At 48.5% G+C, this 16,224-nt stretch carries 18 protein-coding genes, 1 other RNA gene and 1 pseudogene; 16 read left to right on the forward strand and 4 right to left on the reverse strand.

The features are described 5' to 3' along the window. The first annotated feature begins 401 nt into the window (after positions 1 to 401). The 12 genes and pseudogenes from NC981_RS16865 (at position 402) to NC981_RS16920 (ending at position 7,070) form a co-directional block, all read left to right on the forward strand. Entirely contained in the window at positions 402 to 563 is a 162-nt protein-coding gene (locus NC981_RS16865; protein ID WP_190377592.1) for a hypothetical protein, read from the forward strand. A gap of 86 nt (positions 564 to 649) precedes the next feature. Next, entirely contained in the window at positions 650 to 1,441 is a 792-nt protein-coding gene (locus NC981_RS16870) for a hypothetical protein (RefSeq protein ID WP_348244019.1), read from the forward strand. A 28-nt stretch (positions 1,442 to 1,469) separates the two neighbouring features. Further along, positions 1,470 to 1,916: RNase P RNA component class A (gene rnpB, locus NC981_RS16875), an RNA gene on the forward strand. Between the two features lie 215 nt (positions 1,917 to 2,131). Beyond that, positions 2,132 to 2,740 carry a hypothetical protein gene (locus NC981_RS16880; protein ID WP_190377590.1) on the forward strand — a complete coding sequence of 203 codons (609 nt, stop codon included), beginning with the start codon at positions 2,132 to 2,134 and terminating at the stop codon, positions 2,738 to 2,740. 60 nt (positions 2,741 to 2,800) lie between these two features. Further along, positions 2,801 to 3,514 (forward strand): ribonuclease III, encoded by a 714-nt coding sequence (gene rnc / locus NC981_RS16885; RefSeq protein ID WP_348244020.1) that lies wholly within the window; start codon positions 2,801 to 2,803, stop codon positions 3,512 to 3,514. 41 nt (positions 3,515 to 3,555) lie between these two features. After that, complete coding sequence (locus tag NC981_RS16890; protein WP_348244021.1) at positions 3,556 to 4,554, forward strand: Gfo/Idh/MocA family oxidoreductase; 999 nt, start codon at positions 3,556 to 3,558, stop codon at positions 4,552 to 4,554. A gap of 68 nt (positions 4,555 to 4,622) precedes the next feature. Continuing rightward, complete coding sequence (gene ureE, locus NC981_RS16895; protein WP_348244022.1) at positions 4,623 to 5,057, forward strand: urease accessory protein UreE; 435 nt, start codon at positions 4,623 to 4,625, stop codon at positions 5,055 to 5,057. Beyond that, on the forward strand, positions 5,041 to 5,709 hold the full coding sequence (locus tag NC981_RS16900; RefSeq protein ID WP_348244023.1) for an urease accessory protein UreF: 669 nt from the start codon (positions 5,041 to 5,043) through the stop codon (positions 5,707 to 5,709). The genes ureE and NC981_RS16900 overlap by 17 nt, the downstream gene beginning before the upstream one ends. Positions 5,710 to 5,735: 26 nt before the next feature. Then, positions 5,736 to 5,975 carry a DUF2281 domain-containing protein gene (locus NC981_RS16905; RefSeq protein WP_348244024.1) on the forward strand — a complete coding sequence of 80 codons (240 nt, stop codon included), beginning with the start codon at positions 5,736 to 5,738 and terminating at the stop codon, positions 5,973 to 5,975. Continuing rightward, positions 5,976 to 6,368, forward strand: coding sequence for a type II toxin-antitoxin system VapC family toxin (locus tag NC981_RS16910; RefSeq protein WP_348244025.1), 393 nt, complete (start codon positions 5,976 to 5,978; stop codon positions 6,366 to 6,368). A gap of 16 nt (positions 6,369 to 6,384) precedes the next feature. Beyond that, positions 6,385 to 6,477: pseudogene (locus NC981_RS16915) on the forward strand (urease accessory protein UreF); the annotation flags it as partial. A gap of 29 nt (positions 6,478 to 6,506) precedes the next feature. Then, positions 6,507 to 7,070, forward strand: coding sequence for a hypothetical protein (locus tag NC981_RS16920; protein ID WP_348244026.1), 564 nt, complete (start codon positions 6,507 to 6,509; stop codon positions 7,068 to 7,070). Between the two features lie 187 nt (positions 7,071 to 7,257). Here NC981_RS16920 and NC981_RS16925 read toward each other — a convergent pair whose 3' ends face one another. Beyond that, entirely contained in the window at positions 7,258 to 7,695 is a 438-nt protein-coding gene (locus NC981_RS16925; protein ID WP_348244027.1) for a hypothetical protein, read from the reverse strand. 244 nt (positions 7,696 to 7,939) lie between these two features. On the opposite strand from NC981_RS16925, the gene atpD reads away from it, so the two are divergent. From atpD to acs, 4 genes are all read left to right on the forward strand, one after another. After that, entirely contained in the window at positions 7,940 to 9,397 is a 1,458-nt protein-coding gene (gene atpD / locus NC981_RS16930) for a F0F1 ATP synthase subunit beta (RefSeq protein WP_348244028.1), read from the forward strand. Between the two features lie 59 nt (positions 9,398 to 9,456). Beyond that, positions 9,457 to 9,867 carry an ATP synthase F1 subunit epsilon gene (atpC, locus tag NC981_RS16935; protein WP_348244029.1) on the forward strand — a complete coding sequence of 137 codons (411 nt, stop codon included), beginning with the start codon at positions 9,457 to 9,459 and terminating at the stop codon, positions 9,865 to 9,867. Positions 9,868 to 10,616: 749 nt separating this feature from the next. Continuing rightward, a complete protein-coding gene (locus tag NC981_RS16940) occupies positions 10,617 to 11,345 on the forward strand; it encodes a carbonic anhydrase (protein WP_348244229.1) in 729 nt (242 codons plus the stop codon). Between the two features lie 202 nt (positions 11,346 to 11,547). Beyond that, positions 11,548 to 13,521: an acetate--CoA ligase gene (gene acs, locus NC981_RS16945; RefSeq protein WP_348244030.1), complete on the forward strand. Its 1,974-nt coding sequence runs from the start codon at positions 11,548 to 11,550 to the stop codon at positions 13,519 to 13,521. A gap of 36 nt (positions 13,522 to 13,557) precedes the next feature. Here acs and NC981_RS16950 read toward each other — a convergent pair whose 3' ends face one another. From NC981_RS16950 to NC981_RS16960, 3 genes are all read right to left on the reverse strand, one after another. After that, positions 13,558 to 14,343 carry an alpha/beta hydrolase gene (locus tag NC981_RS16950; protein WP_348244031.1) on the reverse strand — a complete coding sequence of 262 codons (786 nt, stop codon included), beginning with the start codon at positions 14,341 to 14,343 and terminating at the stop codon, positions 13,558 to 13,560. A 17-nt stretch (positions 14,344 to 14,360) separates the two neighbouring features. Further along, positions 14,361 to 15,083, reverse strand: a complete 723-nt coding sequence (locus NC981_RS16955; protein ID WP_348244032.1) for a lysophospholipid acyltransferase family protein — start codon at positions 15,081 to 15,083, stop codon at positions 14,361 to 14,363. Between the two features lie 223 nt (positions 15,084 to 15,306). After that, on the reverse strand, positions 15,307 to 16,074 hold the full coding sequence (locus tag NC981_RS16960) for a PEP-CTERM sorting domain-containing protein (RefSeq protein ID WP_348244033.1): 768 nt from the start codon (positions 16,072 to 16,074) through the stop codon (positions 15,307 to 15,309). Positions 16,075 to 16,224: the final 150 nt, after the last annotated feature.

A 16,224-nucleotide genomic window follows, 5' to 3' on the forward strand; every position in this document is an offset into this window, starting at 1 on the left:
CCTCCTTGGGTTCAAAGGTGATGGCAGACTGAGATTTACTGTCCCTAAATTATAGTTGATTTAACCAAAAGTCAAGAAGTAGATCCAGAAAACCAGCAATCTAATCTAAAGGCAATCAAAAAGGATTATAGTAGCTCTAACAAAAACAAGCCGTTTTACAGATGTGAAGGAATGTTACGATCGTTCCGTATTCGCTCTAGTTTTTATAACTTTATTCAAATAGAAAATACGAAATTTCAAGAAAAACGAAATAACCTAATTTCTTTCTAAACAATTGATGCGATCCCTGGCAATCTTCTGCCGAATTTCTCATAATGAGTTATTCGTAAATCTGTGAATTAGCCATTCACCTAGACAAATTTTTCTGCTCCACCAAACGCACACTTTGAAAGGTGATTCTTATGAGTATTCCAAAAGTAGTAGATGGGCTGATGGACTATTTTTCGGGCGCTGTAAGTCGGATTTTCGGCTTAAGTGATGATGCTTATCCCAGTACAGGACTTCAGCCTTTTAGCGGCAATATTTACGACAAGAAGCACGATAAGAAACATTTTGAGCGTTAACGCTACAACGGTTCTAGGTTTACAAAAGGGATGTCGGTAGAAGCTCAATGGCTTCTGCCGATTTTTTAATTACTTTTTAATTAACATTGTCGCTCTGTCCGCCGTTTGACGAAAATTCTAAACACACCGCCACCCCGGAATGGTATAAGGACAGAATTAAAGCTGCATTTGTGCGATCAGGAATGACTGAACTCGATTTTGTTCTATTAACAGTCTATTTTCTATGCGTCACCTATGTTCTCTTCCAGATGGTGAGTTCATTTAACGATGAATTCACCATCTGGCTCGATCAGGACTATCTCAACGAGCAACTCACTGCCCTAAATCTACAAGACGCGATCGGTATCAGCTTCAAATTTGATAACCGCTACGAATTCGACAGGCTCAAAAAGCTGCAAATCCGCATCAACAATAAATCAACTGATCACGCACTCTATGTCGATTGGGACTCCTGCGCCCTCACCGATCAATACGATCCCCCACGATCGCGTCGTGTCACTCGCGCTGTCGCGGGTTCTCCAGTCGATGTCTTTCAACGCCAAGCGTTCAGCGCGATCGCCCCTGGCAAAACCCTAAGGGAAGACCTGTTTGCCGAAGATATGCTGTCCCGCAGAGATGCAGGTAGCCCCCTGCAAGCGAGCGAAACGGTTCTCGACTTCAGCAAACCTAACAGAAAAGCAGCCGCAGCCAAGAAAAAGCGCTATCAGAACTTCATGTCCGGTGAAGAGATGTTTAAGTTTGAGCTCTACCTTGCGCTGCGCTTTATGGGATTTAACTCATCGGCTCCCGCAGGCAATCAAATCGCGATCGTCTGTCGCTTTAACGTTCGCAAGCTTGACTGGACAGCCGGACTTCCCTGGAATCCCAAAAAGCCCTGACCCCATCAGTTAAACTGGACGTTAGAGAAGAGTCAGCGAGGCGGTTGCGGATTCAGCACGAATCTGAGGAAAGTCCGGACTCCCGAAAACCCAAACTTGCTGGGTAACGCCCAGTGCGCGTGAGCGTGAGGAAAGTGCCACAGAAAAATACCGCCGGAGAAAGGTGGGGATCGGGCATAAGATGTCAAAAGCGTCGTATGCCCCACTCGCCGCTCCGGTAAGGGTGCAAAGGTGCGGTAAGAGCGCACCAGCAGTATCGAGAGGTACTGGCTCGGTAAACCCCGGTGGGGAGCAAGGTCGGACGAAACAAGGGTTGGGTTTTTTCCTGTTTCGGTAGTTCACTTCACTTTCAATGAAGGTTGAGTGAGCGAGAACCGCTTGAGGTTGGAGATAACTTCAATCCCAGATAGATAACTGCCCTCACCCTGCATTTTGCAGGATGAGAACAGAATCCGGCTTATGTCTAACTCTTCTCGACTCTGCACAGAAAATGACACAGCCGTTTTCGCTTGAGCGTGAGATTGCTAGTTCAATTCTCACGTTCCTTTAAACAGAACAAAACTAATGTGTAGATTCCGCAAAGACTGTATCGATCGTTTCATCCAGTCTGCTCTGCTCGCATACTATAGGGAGGCAATGCACCCCGTTACATCAGGCAGTTTCTCACCTACAGCCGAGTCAGATCAGTCTGTGAAAAGTCAAGTTTCTACCCTCGAACTCCCGCCGCGCTGTGAGCCTTCTTCCTCACAGAGTTTGCTTTTTGCGATCGCAGAACACAAGAAAAGTGGGCTGATCTTATGTAAAGAATATCACGCAGAGTTCGCGGGTCCTGGCGCTGCGGTGAATTGTGCCGTTGAACCTGCTTATCGCGCTGTGATTGCGATCGGTGCTCCAGATCTGATCGCAACGACGACCTATGAGGAGCGTCGTCGGGCATATGGGCGTAGAATTCAATGGGGACGCTGGCTACAGAGAATTGTTGACCATCCTGATTCCATGACTCGCGCTGAAAAGTTGCTCACAGGGTTTGAGGAGTTTTTTGGACGGCAGGTTGTTCTTGGCTTGCCGAATGAGGTTCTAGCGCTGTTAGCGGGTGTGCTTCCGGGCACGATCGAGCAGGTGAGATCGCAGCACTGGCGCAGCAGCAGAATTGGCACAGTACCGTTTCTGCCAAGTTCTGACCAGCTTCAAATCACGACGATTTCCCTCAACAATCAAGAAACTCCAGCCGTGCCACTTCTAACTACGGCAACTGTTAACGAAATTGAGCGCACCTATGCAGTCTTGAAATCCGCCTAAATTGTCATCAGATGCAGTCCACCCTCTACGATGGAGTTAGTTTAATTTCTGATTGCACCGATGATTGCCTATCCGCGCCGCCAGCAGGAACTCCGATCCCTTGTTCAACGTTTGGGAGTCGCGCAGCTTGATGCGATCAACTGGAACTTAATGGATCTGGCGTTGATTCATGTGACGTTTTCAGCAGAGCGCAATTATGAGCAGCTAGAATTCGTCGGGGATGCGGTCGTGAAGTTAGCGGCGGCTGAATTTTTGCTCAAGGCTTACCCGCAGTTGAAAGTGGGAGAATTCACCGCCCTACGATCGGTCTTAGTCAGCGATCGCATTCTGGCTAAAATTGCGGATTCTTTTGGGTTCGATCGCTATCTCCTAGTCGCGGCGAGTGCAAAATCTGATCCAGCCGGACGCGATTCTCGCCTTGCCGATTCTTTTGAAGCGGTGCTTGCTGCCCTTTACCTCAGCACCCAAGATCTCAGTCTGATTCGTTCCTGGTTAGATGAGCAGTTCCAACCGCTTGCCGAAGAAATTCTCGCTGATCCTGCCCGCCAAAACTACAAAGCCGCGCTGCAAAATTGGACGCAAGGACACCAAAAAACGCTGCCTGAATATCGCACCCAAGAAACCGGGAATACTCACAATGACCCGCATCGCTTTGTAGCAGAAGTCTGGATTCAAGGACGCTGTTTAGGGCAGGGAATGGGTCGATCGCGGAAAGCTGCTGAGCAAGCAGCCGCACAAGAAGCGTTTTTGGTGCTGAGCCGTCAGGAGAGTTAAATCAGGCTGACTTGCCAGCGCTACCCTTGGGAGGAACTGGGATGTCAGAGGCAACGACGATCGCGCTGTTTGGTGTGGGACGCTGGGGAGTTCATTTATTACGGAATTTCTTGCAGCACCCAAGAGCGCGAGTGGTTGCAGTGGTTGATCCTTGCGGAGTGCAGTTAGAAACTATTGCACAGCGATTTGGGCTTGATGAGCAGATCTTCTTTACGACGCAATGGCAGGATGCTTTGGAGTTAAGCGGGTTAGATGCTGTTGCGATCACCACACCTGCAACAACTCACAATCAGTTAATTACAGCAGCGCTGAAGCAAAATCTTCACGTCTTGGCAGCGAAACCCCTAACTCTAGATGTTGCGGAGTCGATTCAACTTTGTCAGCTTGCCGAATTACAACAAAAGCAGTTAGTTGTCGATCACACTTATTTATTTCATCCTGCGATCGTTCGTGGGCAGGAATTAGTGCGATCGGGTAAGCTCGGCAAACTACGCTATGGCTATTCCACTCGAACCCATCTAAGTCCGGTGCGATCGGATGTTGATGCGTTATGGGATTTGGCTATTCACGATATCGCAATCTTGAATTTCTGGTTGGGAGAAAGTCCCTGTGTGGTTGAAGCGAGGGGTTCGGTTTGGCTGCAAAAAGGGTTAGCGGATACGGTTTGGGCGACTTTGATTTATCCCAGTGGGTTTGAGGCGAGACTTCACTTGGGTTGGCTGAATCCAGATAAACAACGTCGATCGTGCATTGTGGGCGAAAACGGCAGTCTCATTTTCGATGAACTCGCACCAGAGGCGTTAACCGTGCAGTGGGGTAAATTCGATTCGGAGTTTAAGCCGATCGACCAAAGCCGAGAAATCCTTCAGTTTTCCAAACAAGAGCCACTTCAACAAGTTTGCGATCATTTTTTGGACTGTGTGCAGAACGATCGAGCTTCTGAGATTTCTTCAGGTTGGCTCGGTGCTGAACTCGTTCAAATCTTGGCTGCGTTATCCGAATCGATGCGACAGGGGAAAGCGATCGAGCTTGTTAAATAAAGCTCAAAAATTGCTGAAATTCAAAAAGGCGCGATATTTTGAGTACGGTAAGTTTTTGAACTTGATTTGTGACTCCAACTTTCACGCGCCGAATTCATCCCAAATCTAATTTGCCGGATTATGTGTTGTCGCTAACGGCAGAGGAGAGGATGCGATCGCGCTTTCTCTTCCAAACTGACGATGGGCGAGAAGTGTACCTAAATTTACCCAGAGGCACAACGCTACGGGATGGTGACTGGTTAGCGTCTGATGAAGGTGTATTTCTCAAAATTCAAGCTAAACCCGAACCCGTTCTAACCGTTACAACTTCAGCATTATTAAATCTATTACAAGCAGCGTACCATTTAGGCAATCGTCATGTTCCACTGGAAATTACAGGTACATATCTCAGACTATCACCTGATCCAGTTCTACAAGATTTACTAGAACATCGCGGACTAGAGATCAAATCTGAAATCGTTCCATTCCAACCTGAATCTGGTGCTTATGGACACGCTCACTAATCCAGCATTACTGCGATTGTTGCAGTTAGCTAGTCCCGCTTTACCTGTGGGGGCATACAGCTATTCAGAAGGACTGGAAACTCTGGTTGATCGCGGCATCATTAAAACTGTAGACGATTTAGAGCATTGGATCGTTCAAGAATTGCAGTACGGCGCGGCTCGATTAGAAGCAGCAATGTTGGCACGATCGCACCGCGCCACGATCGCTCAAAACTTCGATCAAGTCCTCTACTGGAATCAATGGTTCACCGCCGCCCGTGAAACCGAGGAACTACGATCGCAAAGCCTACAAATGGGCGGTTCTCTGCTGCGCTTATTCCGATCGCTCCACTCCGAGCCGATTCCGAATTTCGAGGACGGCTGTAATTTTGCGATCGCGTTTGGTCTAGTTGCCGCCCTTTGGGAGATTGATGAATCCGCCGCACTGGTTGCCTATTTGCACAGTTGGGCAGCGAATTTAGTGAGTGCAGGTGTGAAATTAATTCCACTAGGGCAAACGGCGGGGCAAAAGCTACTCCTGAAATTAGGGGAAGAGATTGGGAGGAGTACGATCACGCATCTTGAAGATTCGGAGCTTGAGAGTTGTGGGTGGGGGATTGCGATCGCCAGCATGACGCATGAAACGCTCTACAGTCGCCTATTTCGGAGCTAAACTGAGCAATTATCAGGAGAACTGGAATGACGATCGCTGAACAAATTTACGCCATTGTCAAAACGCTTCCCCCAGAGCAAGCTAGCGAAATTCTTGCGTTTGCTGAATTCGTTCAGTCTAAGCACTCGATTCGTGTAGAAGATGCTCAAGAGATGTCTTGGGCAGACTTGGTTAAATCATTGGCTGGAGCTTGGGCAGACGACTTTCCGACTCTGGAAGAAATTCGTGCTGGAGAAGGGCAAGATGCTTTACGGGAGAGCCTTTGAATGTATGTTTTGGATACGAATACCCTAATCTACTACTTTAAGGATCAAGGGCGAGTCGCTCAAACGCTTGCAAGCATTCCTGCTCAAGACATCGTGATTTCTACGATCGTCTTTTACGAGTTGCAGGTTGGCATTTTGAAATCAACATCACCTGCAAAGCGAATTCAACAACTTCAACAGCTTTTGAGCCGAGTGAATTTAGTTTTGTTTGATCGAGATGCTGCTTTGGCTGCGGCAACGATTCGCGCTCAATTAGAGCAACAAGGAACACCGATTGGCGCGATCGACGTTCTGATCGCAGGGGTAGCGGTCTCGCTGCAGGCAACGCTTGTGACTCACAACATTAGTGAATTCTCTAGAGTTTCTGGGCTTGCGATCGTGGACTGGTATTAGATGTACGATCGCTCAGCTTGAAGATTCGGAGCTTGAGAGTTGTGGGTGGGGGATTGCGATCGCCAGCATGACGCATGAAACGCTCCACAGTCGATTATTCAGAAGTTAGCTGATTCAGATTCAAATCAAGTAAACGAGATGAACAAAAAACAGCCCAATTCCATTAATCAGATTCAGGGACAGGGTGAAGCAGCTATTTTTCTGAATCGCGTTCTTCAATGGATCTGTAGTTTGCAATCTAAAGAGATTGAGATCTTTGAAGAAGAACGAGTCGTCGAACTCAGTCAATTGATGGCGAAGAAGCTTGGTATCGTCGTCTTTTGCGACCTCGATCGCAATTATCGCACTGCTCATAATTTAAGAATTCTGATTGATGAAAAAGGTAAAGCACCAGCAATACCGAAAGAGCGGGATTACTACACTGCGCTAAAAGCGAGCCAGTTTGAAGTGCGAATCGATATCAGTCGCAAAGGTGGATTCTTTTGTCTTCGTTCTTATAGCCGCTCTGACAATGGTAGTTTTTACATTCTTGTGGGCGAAAAACCCAAGCATTTACTTAAAATCTGTGAGCGAGTTGTTCATTTCTTGATAAAGAATGACCTGATTCAGGTTCCTGATGAGCTTCTTAATCATCATATCGATGGTCGAAATGAATTAGGTGGTGAAGTGACAGTGATGACTCAGCTTTTTGGTGAACTCTAAGCTGAATTGTGCCCTCATATCGTCCAAGCTAGATAGACCAGAACTGCTTATCTCCAGCGAAAATTAGAACGTTGAGCGCAAGCTAAAAGCGGCTTGTACGTTACGATGGAGGAGCCAACGAGTTAACGATCGCCCTCTTCACTCATCAAATACGAGCACTCACGATCGCTGAACAGCTCCGTCAAACCTAATCAATGAAATCTTGAATCATGTCTAGCTTTTCAGGAGTCTCCGAAGTAATTGGGCGATTGCCATCAACCGGAAGTGTTTTCCGAACTTCAGCTTGACTCGCAGCGATCGGTCGATTGCCATCTTCATGCAGCACTTCCTTCACCTCCAAAGTGCTCGGAGTAATCGGACGATTGCCATCAATTCCCAGCGATTTGTTCGCTTCTAAGGTATCCGCAGCGATCGGACGACTGCCATCGACTTCGATTGTTCCGCGCACTTCCATCTCATCGGCAACAACCGGACGATTGCCATCGATCTGCAAAAAAGACCGTACCTCAAGATCGCTGTTGTCGATCGGGCGATTCCCATCAATTTGAAGCACTTTGCTCTCATCTTGCTCTGCGTTTGAAAGAGTCAGATCGCTATTTTCTGAAGACTCTTGCTGTTTCGGCATCGTTAAAACTCCTGCTCTTCACTGCAATTGTTTAGTTTTAATCGCCTGCTGAGTTGTCAAACAACTGTCTAAAGTTAGTCACGATCGACGGGTTGTTCGATCGCCGGTCATAGAAAACACACCATTCACCAATAGGAAAAATTGCTTAATCATCTGTAACCCTTCAGTGATAAGCTAACTTGTGGCAGATAGGCACAATTCGTGCATACACAATCGTTGAACCATAAGTTTTAGGGCACCGATAATGGTCACCACCGCAGAGAAAACAAACATCGGTTACATCACGCAAATCATCGGCCCAGTGCTGGACGTGCGATTCCCCAATGGCAAAATGCCCCGAATTTACAACGCCTTGAAGATTTCTGGTCAAACCGAATCCGGTCAAGACGTTGCCGTGACCTGCGAAGTGCAGCAACTCTTAGGCGATAACCAAGTCCGAGCAGTGGCGATGAGTTCCACCGATGGCTTGGTGCGCGGCATGGAAGTTGCCGATACAGGCGCACCAATCAGCGTTCCTGTGGGAACCGCAACCTTGGGACGTATCTTTAACGTTTTGGGTGAACCCGTAGATAACCAAGGTCCGGTCAACAACACCGAAACTTCCCCAATTCACCGTCCCGCTCCGAAACTGACCGAACTCGAAACCAAGCCTTCCGTGTTTGAAACCGGAATTAAGGTGATCGACCTGCTGACTCCCTACCGTCGCGGTGGAAAAATTGGTCTGTTCGGCGGTGCAGGTGTAGGCAAAACCGTGATCATGATGGAATTGATCAACAACATTGCAACCAATCACGGTGGCGTGTCGGTGTTCGCTGGTGTGGGTGAGCGCACTCGCGAAGGAAACGACCTTTACAACGAAATGATCGAATCAGGCGTAATCAAGAAGGACAACCTCAACGAGTCCAAGATTGCCCTGGTGTACGGTCAGATGAATGAACCGCCAGGAGCGCGGATGCGTGTCGGTCTGTCGGGTCTGACGATGGCAGAATACTTCCGCGACGTGAACAAGCAAGACGTATTGCTGTTCGTGGATAACATCTTCCGATTTGTGCAAGCGGGTTCTGAAGTATCGGCGCTGCTCGGTCGGATGCCCTCTGCGGTAGGATATCAGCCGACTTTGGGTACAGACGTAGGTGACTTGCAAGAGCGGATTACCTCGACGACCGAGGGTTCGATTACTTCGATTCAAGCGGTTTACGTGCCTGCCGATGACTTGACCGACCCTGCTCCGGCAACAACCTTCGCACACTTGGACGGAACCACCGTACTGTCTCGTGGTTTGGCGGCAAAAGGAATTTATCCGGCGGTTGATCCGTTGGATTCAACCTCGACTATGCTGCAACCCGCGATCGTTGGTGATGATCACTACGACACCGCTCGTGCTGTGCAAGCAACGCTGCAACGCTACAAAGAACTGCAAGACATCATCGCGATTCTCGGTCTCGATGAATTGTCGGAAGACGATCGCCTGACCGTAGCTCGTGCGCGGAAGATTGAGCGCTTCTTGTCGCAGCCGTTCTTCGTCGCTGAAGTCTTCACCGGATCGCCCGGAAAATATGTGTCATTGGAAAAAACGATCGCAGGCTTCAAAAGAATCCTTGCCGGCGAACTCGATGATCTGCCAGAGCAAGCGTTCTACTTGGTCGGTGACATCGATGAAGCGATCGCGAAAGCTGAAAAAATGAAGGCTGAAGCCAAGTAACTCTAAAGGGTGCGGAGGATTCTGCACCCGCTCATCGTTCATTATTCATCCTAATTACTATGGCTTTAACGGTTCGTGTGATTGCGCCAGATAAAACAGTCTGGGATTCTTCGGCTGAGGAAGTGATTCTTCCTAGCACCACAGGACAACTCGGTATTTTGACGGGCCACGCTCCTTTATTGACGGCACTAGAAACAGGCGTTCTGCGCGTTCGATCGGATAAAAACTGGGTGCCGATCGCGGTGATGGGCGGCTTTGCAGAAATTGAAAAGAACGAAGTCACGATTCTGGTGAATGCGGCAGAGCGCGGTGAATCGATCGATCTCGATGCGGCTCGTACTGCCTACACCGAAGCAGAAGCGAAGTTTGCTCAAGCGGATCAAAGCGGTTCTAGACAAGAACAATTGCAGGCAACTCAAGCGCTGAAACGCGCTCGTGCCCGTCTTCAGGCGGCTGGCGGTCAGGTTTAGATCGCAAACTAATTTGATCGAAAGCTCAGGGGGAATCCCTGGGCTTTTTTCATGCGATCGCAGACATCATAACTGGGCGCTCTTTTTGTCGAAGAGTTGAAGCAATTCGATTGATTCTGCAAATTGGAACCTGTGCAAATCGTGAAATTGAGCAAGGTACTACACTGGGTAAACAACTGAATGAGTTACTCCGGCGAAAAACAGCAATCAATGCTCAACGAAGAAGCCAGAAAGTTTAGGCATTTTAGAGGTGTTGTCTAACTTGATCGATCGACAAATTGAGCGCGATCTGTTCAACACTCAATCCCATTTCTGCTAAACGAGAAATCGCCACGTACCGCGCTCGTTCTGCTGCTTGTCGCGCTCGTTCCGTTTCAACATGAGTTAAAAGTTTCGTCTCAATAAATCGTGTTTGGGTCGTAATTGATTTGGTTGGAAAAAGAAGTCATGAGATTGCCTCTCACTCAATAAGTTTTCATACGATACCGCGAAGATTAAGTGAATTGCGAGCGCTCATTCAATGATCGTAGGGATCGAAATCTGTTTTTGAAATCGGAGTCGATCGATAAATTTCAAGCCATGTACAGCTTTCTTAATATCGATAATTTCCTTTGCTTGACTGTGGGGATCATCAATCACTGCATTTGAATGGATGAGGCAGTCGCTCTGATATATTTCCCTTATCACCTGTATCGATGCGACTGAATGAAATGCGATCGCATCGATTAACATTGCTGGAGATTAATTTGATGACTCGAACACATGGTTTTATTGGACGGCGATCGTTCCTTGCAGGAATGGGAGGACTCGGCATCGCCGCAGCAGCAGGAAGCAATTTAATCTGGCAGCCAGAAGAAGCGCTAGCACAAAATTCAACCAAACCTCAGATTAAACCTAAACCCATTAGCCCTGATGCAGCATTAAAGCTTCTACTCGAAGGCAATCAGCGATTTGTGGAGGGTAAGCGCCAAAACCCGCACCAATCTCGTTTACGCCTTCAAGAAACTGCTGTTGCCCAATATCCCTTCGCGTCGATTCTAGGCTGTGCAGATTCTAGAGTTCCTGCCGAAATCGTGTTTGATCAAGGCTTAGGTGACTTATTTGTGGTGCGAGTTGCAGGAAATGTGGCAAGTCAAACTGCGATTGGAAGTCTAGAATTTTCGACCGCTGCATTGGGATCGCAACTGATTGTGGTGGTTGGTCATAGCCGTTGTGGTGCAGTGACGGCAGCCGCAAAAGGAGATCCGTTGCCAGGTCGTATCGGCGTTTTTGTGGAAGAGATTAAGCCCGCTGTGGCTCGTGTGAGAGCGAAAACAGGGGATTTAGAGCAAAATGCAGTGATTGCGAATATTCAGTATCAAGCGCAGAAGCTGGCAGAGAGTTCGACGATTTTGAGTGGCTTGATCAAGGAAGGTAAGCTCAGAATTGTGGGTGGGCGCTATGACTTGGCAAGCGGAAAGTTCACGATCGTGACCTGAGCGGATGAAGAGTGCTACCAGAAACAAGCCATCAGATTGTTTTTGACCCAACTCTGTAAGGCGAGAAAGTGATCGCAAATTTCGCGATCACTCTTCTTAACGAAATGCAATCTTGAATTCTGCTGATCGCACCCAAGAAGCCAGTATCGTTGGGATAGGAGACTCTCCGACTGTTTGTTTTAGATACTTTAGAAATCAACTGATGTCACAACCGACGATCGAATCAATCCTGCATGAAGACCGCCTCTTTCCCCCTTCTGCGGAATTTTCGCAACGTGCGCGGATCAAGAATTTAGAAGAATATCAAGCGCTGTACGATCGCGCCAAAGCCGATCCGCTCCAGTTCTGGTCAGAATTGGCAGAACAAGAACTTCATTGGTTTCAAAAATGGGATACGGTTCTTGATTGGAGCAATCCTCCGTTTGCGAAATGGTTTGTCAACGGCAAAATCAATCTTTCTTATAACTGTCTCGATCGACATTTAGAAACCGATCGACGCAACAAACCCGCAATCGTTTGGGAAGGCGAACCCGGAGATTCAAAAACGCTCACGTATGCCGAACTGCATCAGGAAGTTTGTAAGTTCGCAAACGTTCTCAAAAGCTTGGGAGTCAAGAAAGGTGACGGTGTTGGCATTTATATGCCGATGATTCCTGAAGCGGCGATCGCAATGTTAGCCTGTGCTCGAATTGGCGCGCCTCACTCGGTTGTATTCGGTGGATTTAGTGCAGAGGCATTGCGCGATCGATTGATTGATGCAGAAGTAAAAGTTGTTGTCACCGCAGATGGCGGATGGCGAAAAGATGCGATCGTGCCTCTGAAACCGCAAGTTGATAAGGCTTTAGCAGAAGGAACTACTGCGGTAGAAAAAGTTGTAGTGGTGAAGCGAACGGGTCAGGACATCTCGATGGAGGGAGATCGCGATCTCTGGTGGCACGACCTCGAAAAAGACGCTTCCACCGATTGCCCTGCTGAACCAATGGACAGCGAAGATATGCTGTTCATTCTCTACACATCAGGCAGCACCGGAAAGCCTAAAGGAGTCGTCCACACCACAGGCGGCTACAATCTCTATGCTCACATGACTGCTCAGTGGATTTTTGACCTGCAAGAAAACGATGTCTACTGGTGTACGGCTGATGTCGGCTGGATCACAGGTCATAGTTATGTCGTTTACGGGCCGCTCTCAAATGGTGCAACGACCGTGATGTACGAAGGTGCGCCTCGTGGCTCAAATCCGGGTTGCTTCTGGGATGTGATTCAAAAGCATAAAGTGTCGGTGTTCTATACCGCTCCGACTGCGATTCGTGCCTTCATCAAAATGGGCGATGAGCATCCAAAATCGCGAGACCTATCTTCACTGCGATTGCTTGGAACCGTGGGCGAACCGATCAACCCTGAAGCTTGGATGTGGTATCACAGCGTCATTGGTAAGGAACGTTGCCCGATCGTCGATACCTGGTGGCAAACCGAAACAGGCGGCATCATGATTACGCCGCTTCCGGGTGCAATTTCGACAAAGCCCGGATCAGCAACGCTACCATTCCCCGGAATTTTGGCGGATGTGGTTGATCTCGACGGCAATTCTGTACCTGCCAACGAGGGCGGTTACTTAGCCGTGCGGCATCCCTGGCCCGGAATGATGCGAACCGTGTACAAAGATCCTGATCGCTTCCGCAAAACCTATTGGGAACACATTCCACCTAAAGACGGCAACTACATCTACTTTGCCGGAGACGGGGCACGACGGGATGAAGATGGTTACTTTTGGGTCATGGGTCGCGTCGATGACGTGATCAACGTTGCCGGACACCGTTTAGGCACGATGGAAGTTGAATCAGCGTTAGTCTCGCATCCCGCAGTTGCAGAAGCCGCAGTCGTTGGAAAGCCAGACGAAATCAAAGGTCAAGATATTGTCGCCTTTGTGACGCTCGAAGGAACGCACCAACCGAGCGAAGACCTTGCCAAAGAGCTGAAAAAGCACGTTGTAAGCGAAATCGGCGCGATCGCCCGCCCTGGTGAAATCCGCTTTGCCGATGCGCTACCGAAAACGCGATCGGGTAAAATCATGCGTCGTTTACTTCGTGATTTAGCCGCAGGAACCGAGATTTCCGGAGATACTTCAACCCTTGAAGATCGCGGTGTATTAGAAAAACTACGCGCTGAGGGTTCATAAAATATAGAGCGCGCTCACAAAGAGGGAGATCGCGCTCTATACTTTGACTTTCAAAAACTCATGCTGCTTAAGAATCTCATACAGATTCACATCTACCTCTAACAGACAGGTATGACCGCTCTCCGGTAACACAACCACTTCCGCATCCTGAAACGTCGCTTTGAGCCGATAACCCTCAACCAGCGAAGGCAGCAACCGATCCTTTCCGCTTGACAAAATCAGCGTGGGAATCGTCAGCGATCGCAACTGCTCGATCGGCACTTCAAACTGCCGTAGCAAATCCATGCGCCAAGTCGAGGTCGCTTGCGGAACCGAACGCACCGCTTCGATTAAAGCTTGTCGATCCAGCGGTGCAATTTTCTCAAACGCCGCCAGAAGTGGCAGAAACGAAACCGAAGACCAATGATACAAAAACTGCGGCAAATGACGACTAAGTTGAGCGCCCCACCCAATCCAAGGTCTGCGATTAAACGACGAAGCGGGATTGACGAGAATTAAGCGATCGAACAAACCCGGTGCCAAAGCTGCAACCTCCATCGCCAAGCAGCCGCCAAACGACTCACCGCACAGATAAATCTCCCGGTCTGGCTCCCCTCTCACCTCTGTTCTGACTAAATCCACGACCCGCTGCGCCAAGTCCTCCCAATTCGTCAGGTCATCAGGCGGGATCGCCAAGCAACGCACATCAAACGCCACCTCTAATCCTGCCGTTTGCGCTCTTAACAATTGCCCTGTCCCATCCATCCCTGGCAGAAAAACAAACAGCGGAAACTGGGGTCGAAGCGCTTTCGGCGTGAGAAAGCAAGGAGAACTTTGAATCATGGGAAAAAGCTTCAGATTTAAAAGTGACCTTGGTGTAACAGTGTTCTAATTTCAGTCTGGGCACGATCGACGAGTTCAATCACAGCTTTTCTGGCATATTTACCTTGATAATCTGTGCGCTGAACCGACGTGATCCAGATTGGGTGTCCGATAAGTATATTTACATTCTGATATAAAACTAGCGGATGCCACCCCTCTTGGTCAAACAGTGGCTCCGAGGGATCAAAGAAGCTTAAGACTTTGAGCGGGATCGCAGAATTAATCGTTTCTCGCTGCGGTGAAATAGCTACAGGCAAAACCGCTAACTCAGAAATGGGTGCTCTAAGCGCCAAATGAGCAAACCCACGCTGAAATTCGCCCATCTGATTCGGTTCGGGAGGCTGCACCATCGGCAGAGTGCCTTCTGGAAAAACCCCTACGGCTTGCTGCGACTTCAGCAGCGCGATCGCCTGGTGGAAAAAGCTGCTCTGACGATGCTTATCGCTATCTAAAGGAAAACATCCTAGCTGTGTCACCACTTCTCGCATAACGGGAACTTGCCCCATATAGTGATGGCAGGCAAATCGAATCGGACGATCGATGGCGCTCATCAACAACATCGCATCCATGACGCTGCGGTGATTGCTCACAACGATAACCGGGCTGTTTCTGGGAACACGATCGCAGTGATACGAATAGGTTCGTGTACCCATGCTCATCAGCATCATCTGGGAAATCTGAAGGGGACTCAAAGCTGGCATGAAACTTATGACACTCGCTCTATTGCAGACTGAATCTCTTTCTATTTATGAATAGATTGACCGGAACTAACCATTGTCTTTAGACGCAAATCACATAACTAGAGTGAAAAATTATCCTTATTGTAGGTCGTCTCTGACTTTAGACAGGAAAAAGCACCCCTAAATCAAGAGGTGCAACTAACGGGAATTTTGAATTAGATCCGTGTCGCCTTCCGCGAGAACGTTACTCTTCGAGTTGTGCTTGAGTCCGGCGCTTCAGCAATAAAGCACCGCCCGCAGCCATCAAGCCCAGCACTGCTGCCGGCTCAGGCACTTTCCGCACATCGCCATCATCGGCAATGTGGAAAGAGTGGTTATCCGACTCAAAGCCACCACCACCGGTTTGCGTAATCACAATGCGGTTAAAGAGGTCATTTTTGCCCTCTGAGTAGAAGTGGAGGTAGCCGTTGCCTTCACCGCCATGCTGTTCTGCTTTCACAGGAGCCACAGGGTTCACGTCTTCGGTCGAGAAAGACTTGATCAACTGATCGCCCATGAAGAACGAAAAGACGTTTCCAGGGCTAATTGCGCCCCAGTTCATCCCGAAGTAGTTCAAGGTTTTCTCTAACTTGATCGTCACGCTATCGCCCTGAAATACAGCTAGGTAGCTGCCCTGGTTGACTTCTCCATTTGGACCTGCGGGTGCCCAGACATCCTGACGAACGCTGCTCGTACCGCTGTTATTTTGGAAACTGTATTGTGCAAATCCTGTAGTGGGTACAGAACCGGAATTGAAGTCAATCGTGGTGGTGCCTTTTTTGTTCCAGAAGTCGGAGTAAGCACCGTGATTGGTGACACCGTTCGGACCAGCTACACCAGAAGTGATGTTGAACGTAATGGCTTGAGCGGAACCTGCATGGCTAAGCGCTGCGATCGCAGAAACCGCCATGGCTGAAAGAAAGCTCTTAATTAATGTCATACCGTTGTCTTGCAGACTAACTTTATATCTCACATTATTCGTTCTCCGCAGTGGAGAAGCTTTGCGAAAATGTACTGAAATTTTGAGCAGTATCCTACTAGTTTTCTTTATGAACTAGGCATTAAATTTGACAAAGAAAATCCGTAATTTCGACTAGATTAAGGATTGTTGTCGAGAAGAGCT

Origin of the sequence: Leptolyngbya sp. DQ-M1 (assembly GCF_039962505.1) — a bacterium.
In the GTDB taxonomy this organism is placed as follows: domain Bacteria; phylum Cyanobacteriota; class Cyanobacteriia; order Leptolyngbyales; family Leptolyngbyaceae; genus Leptolyngbya.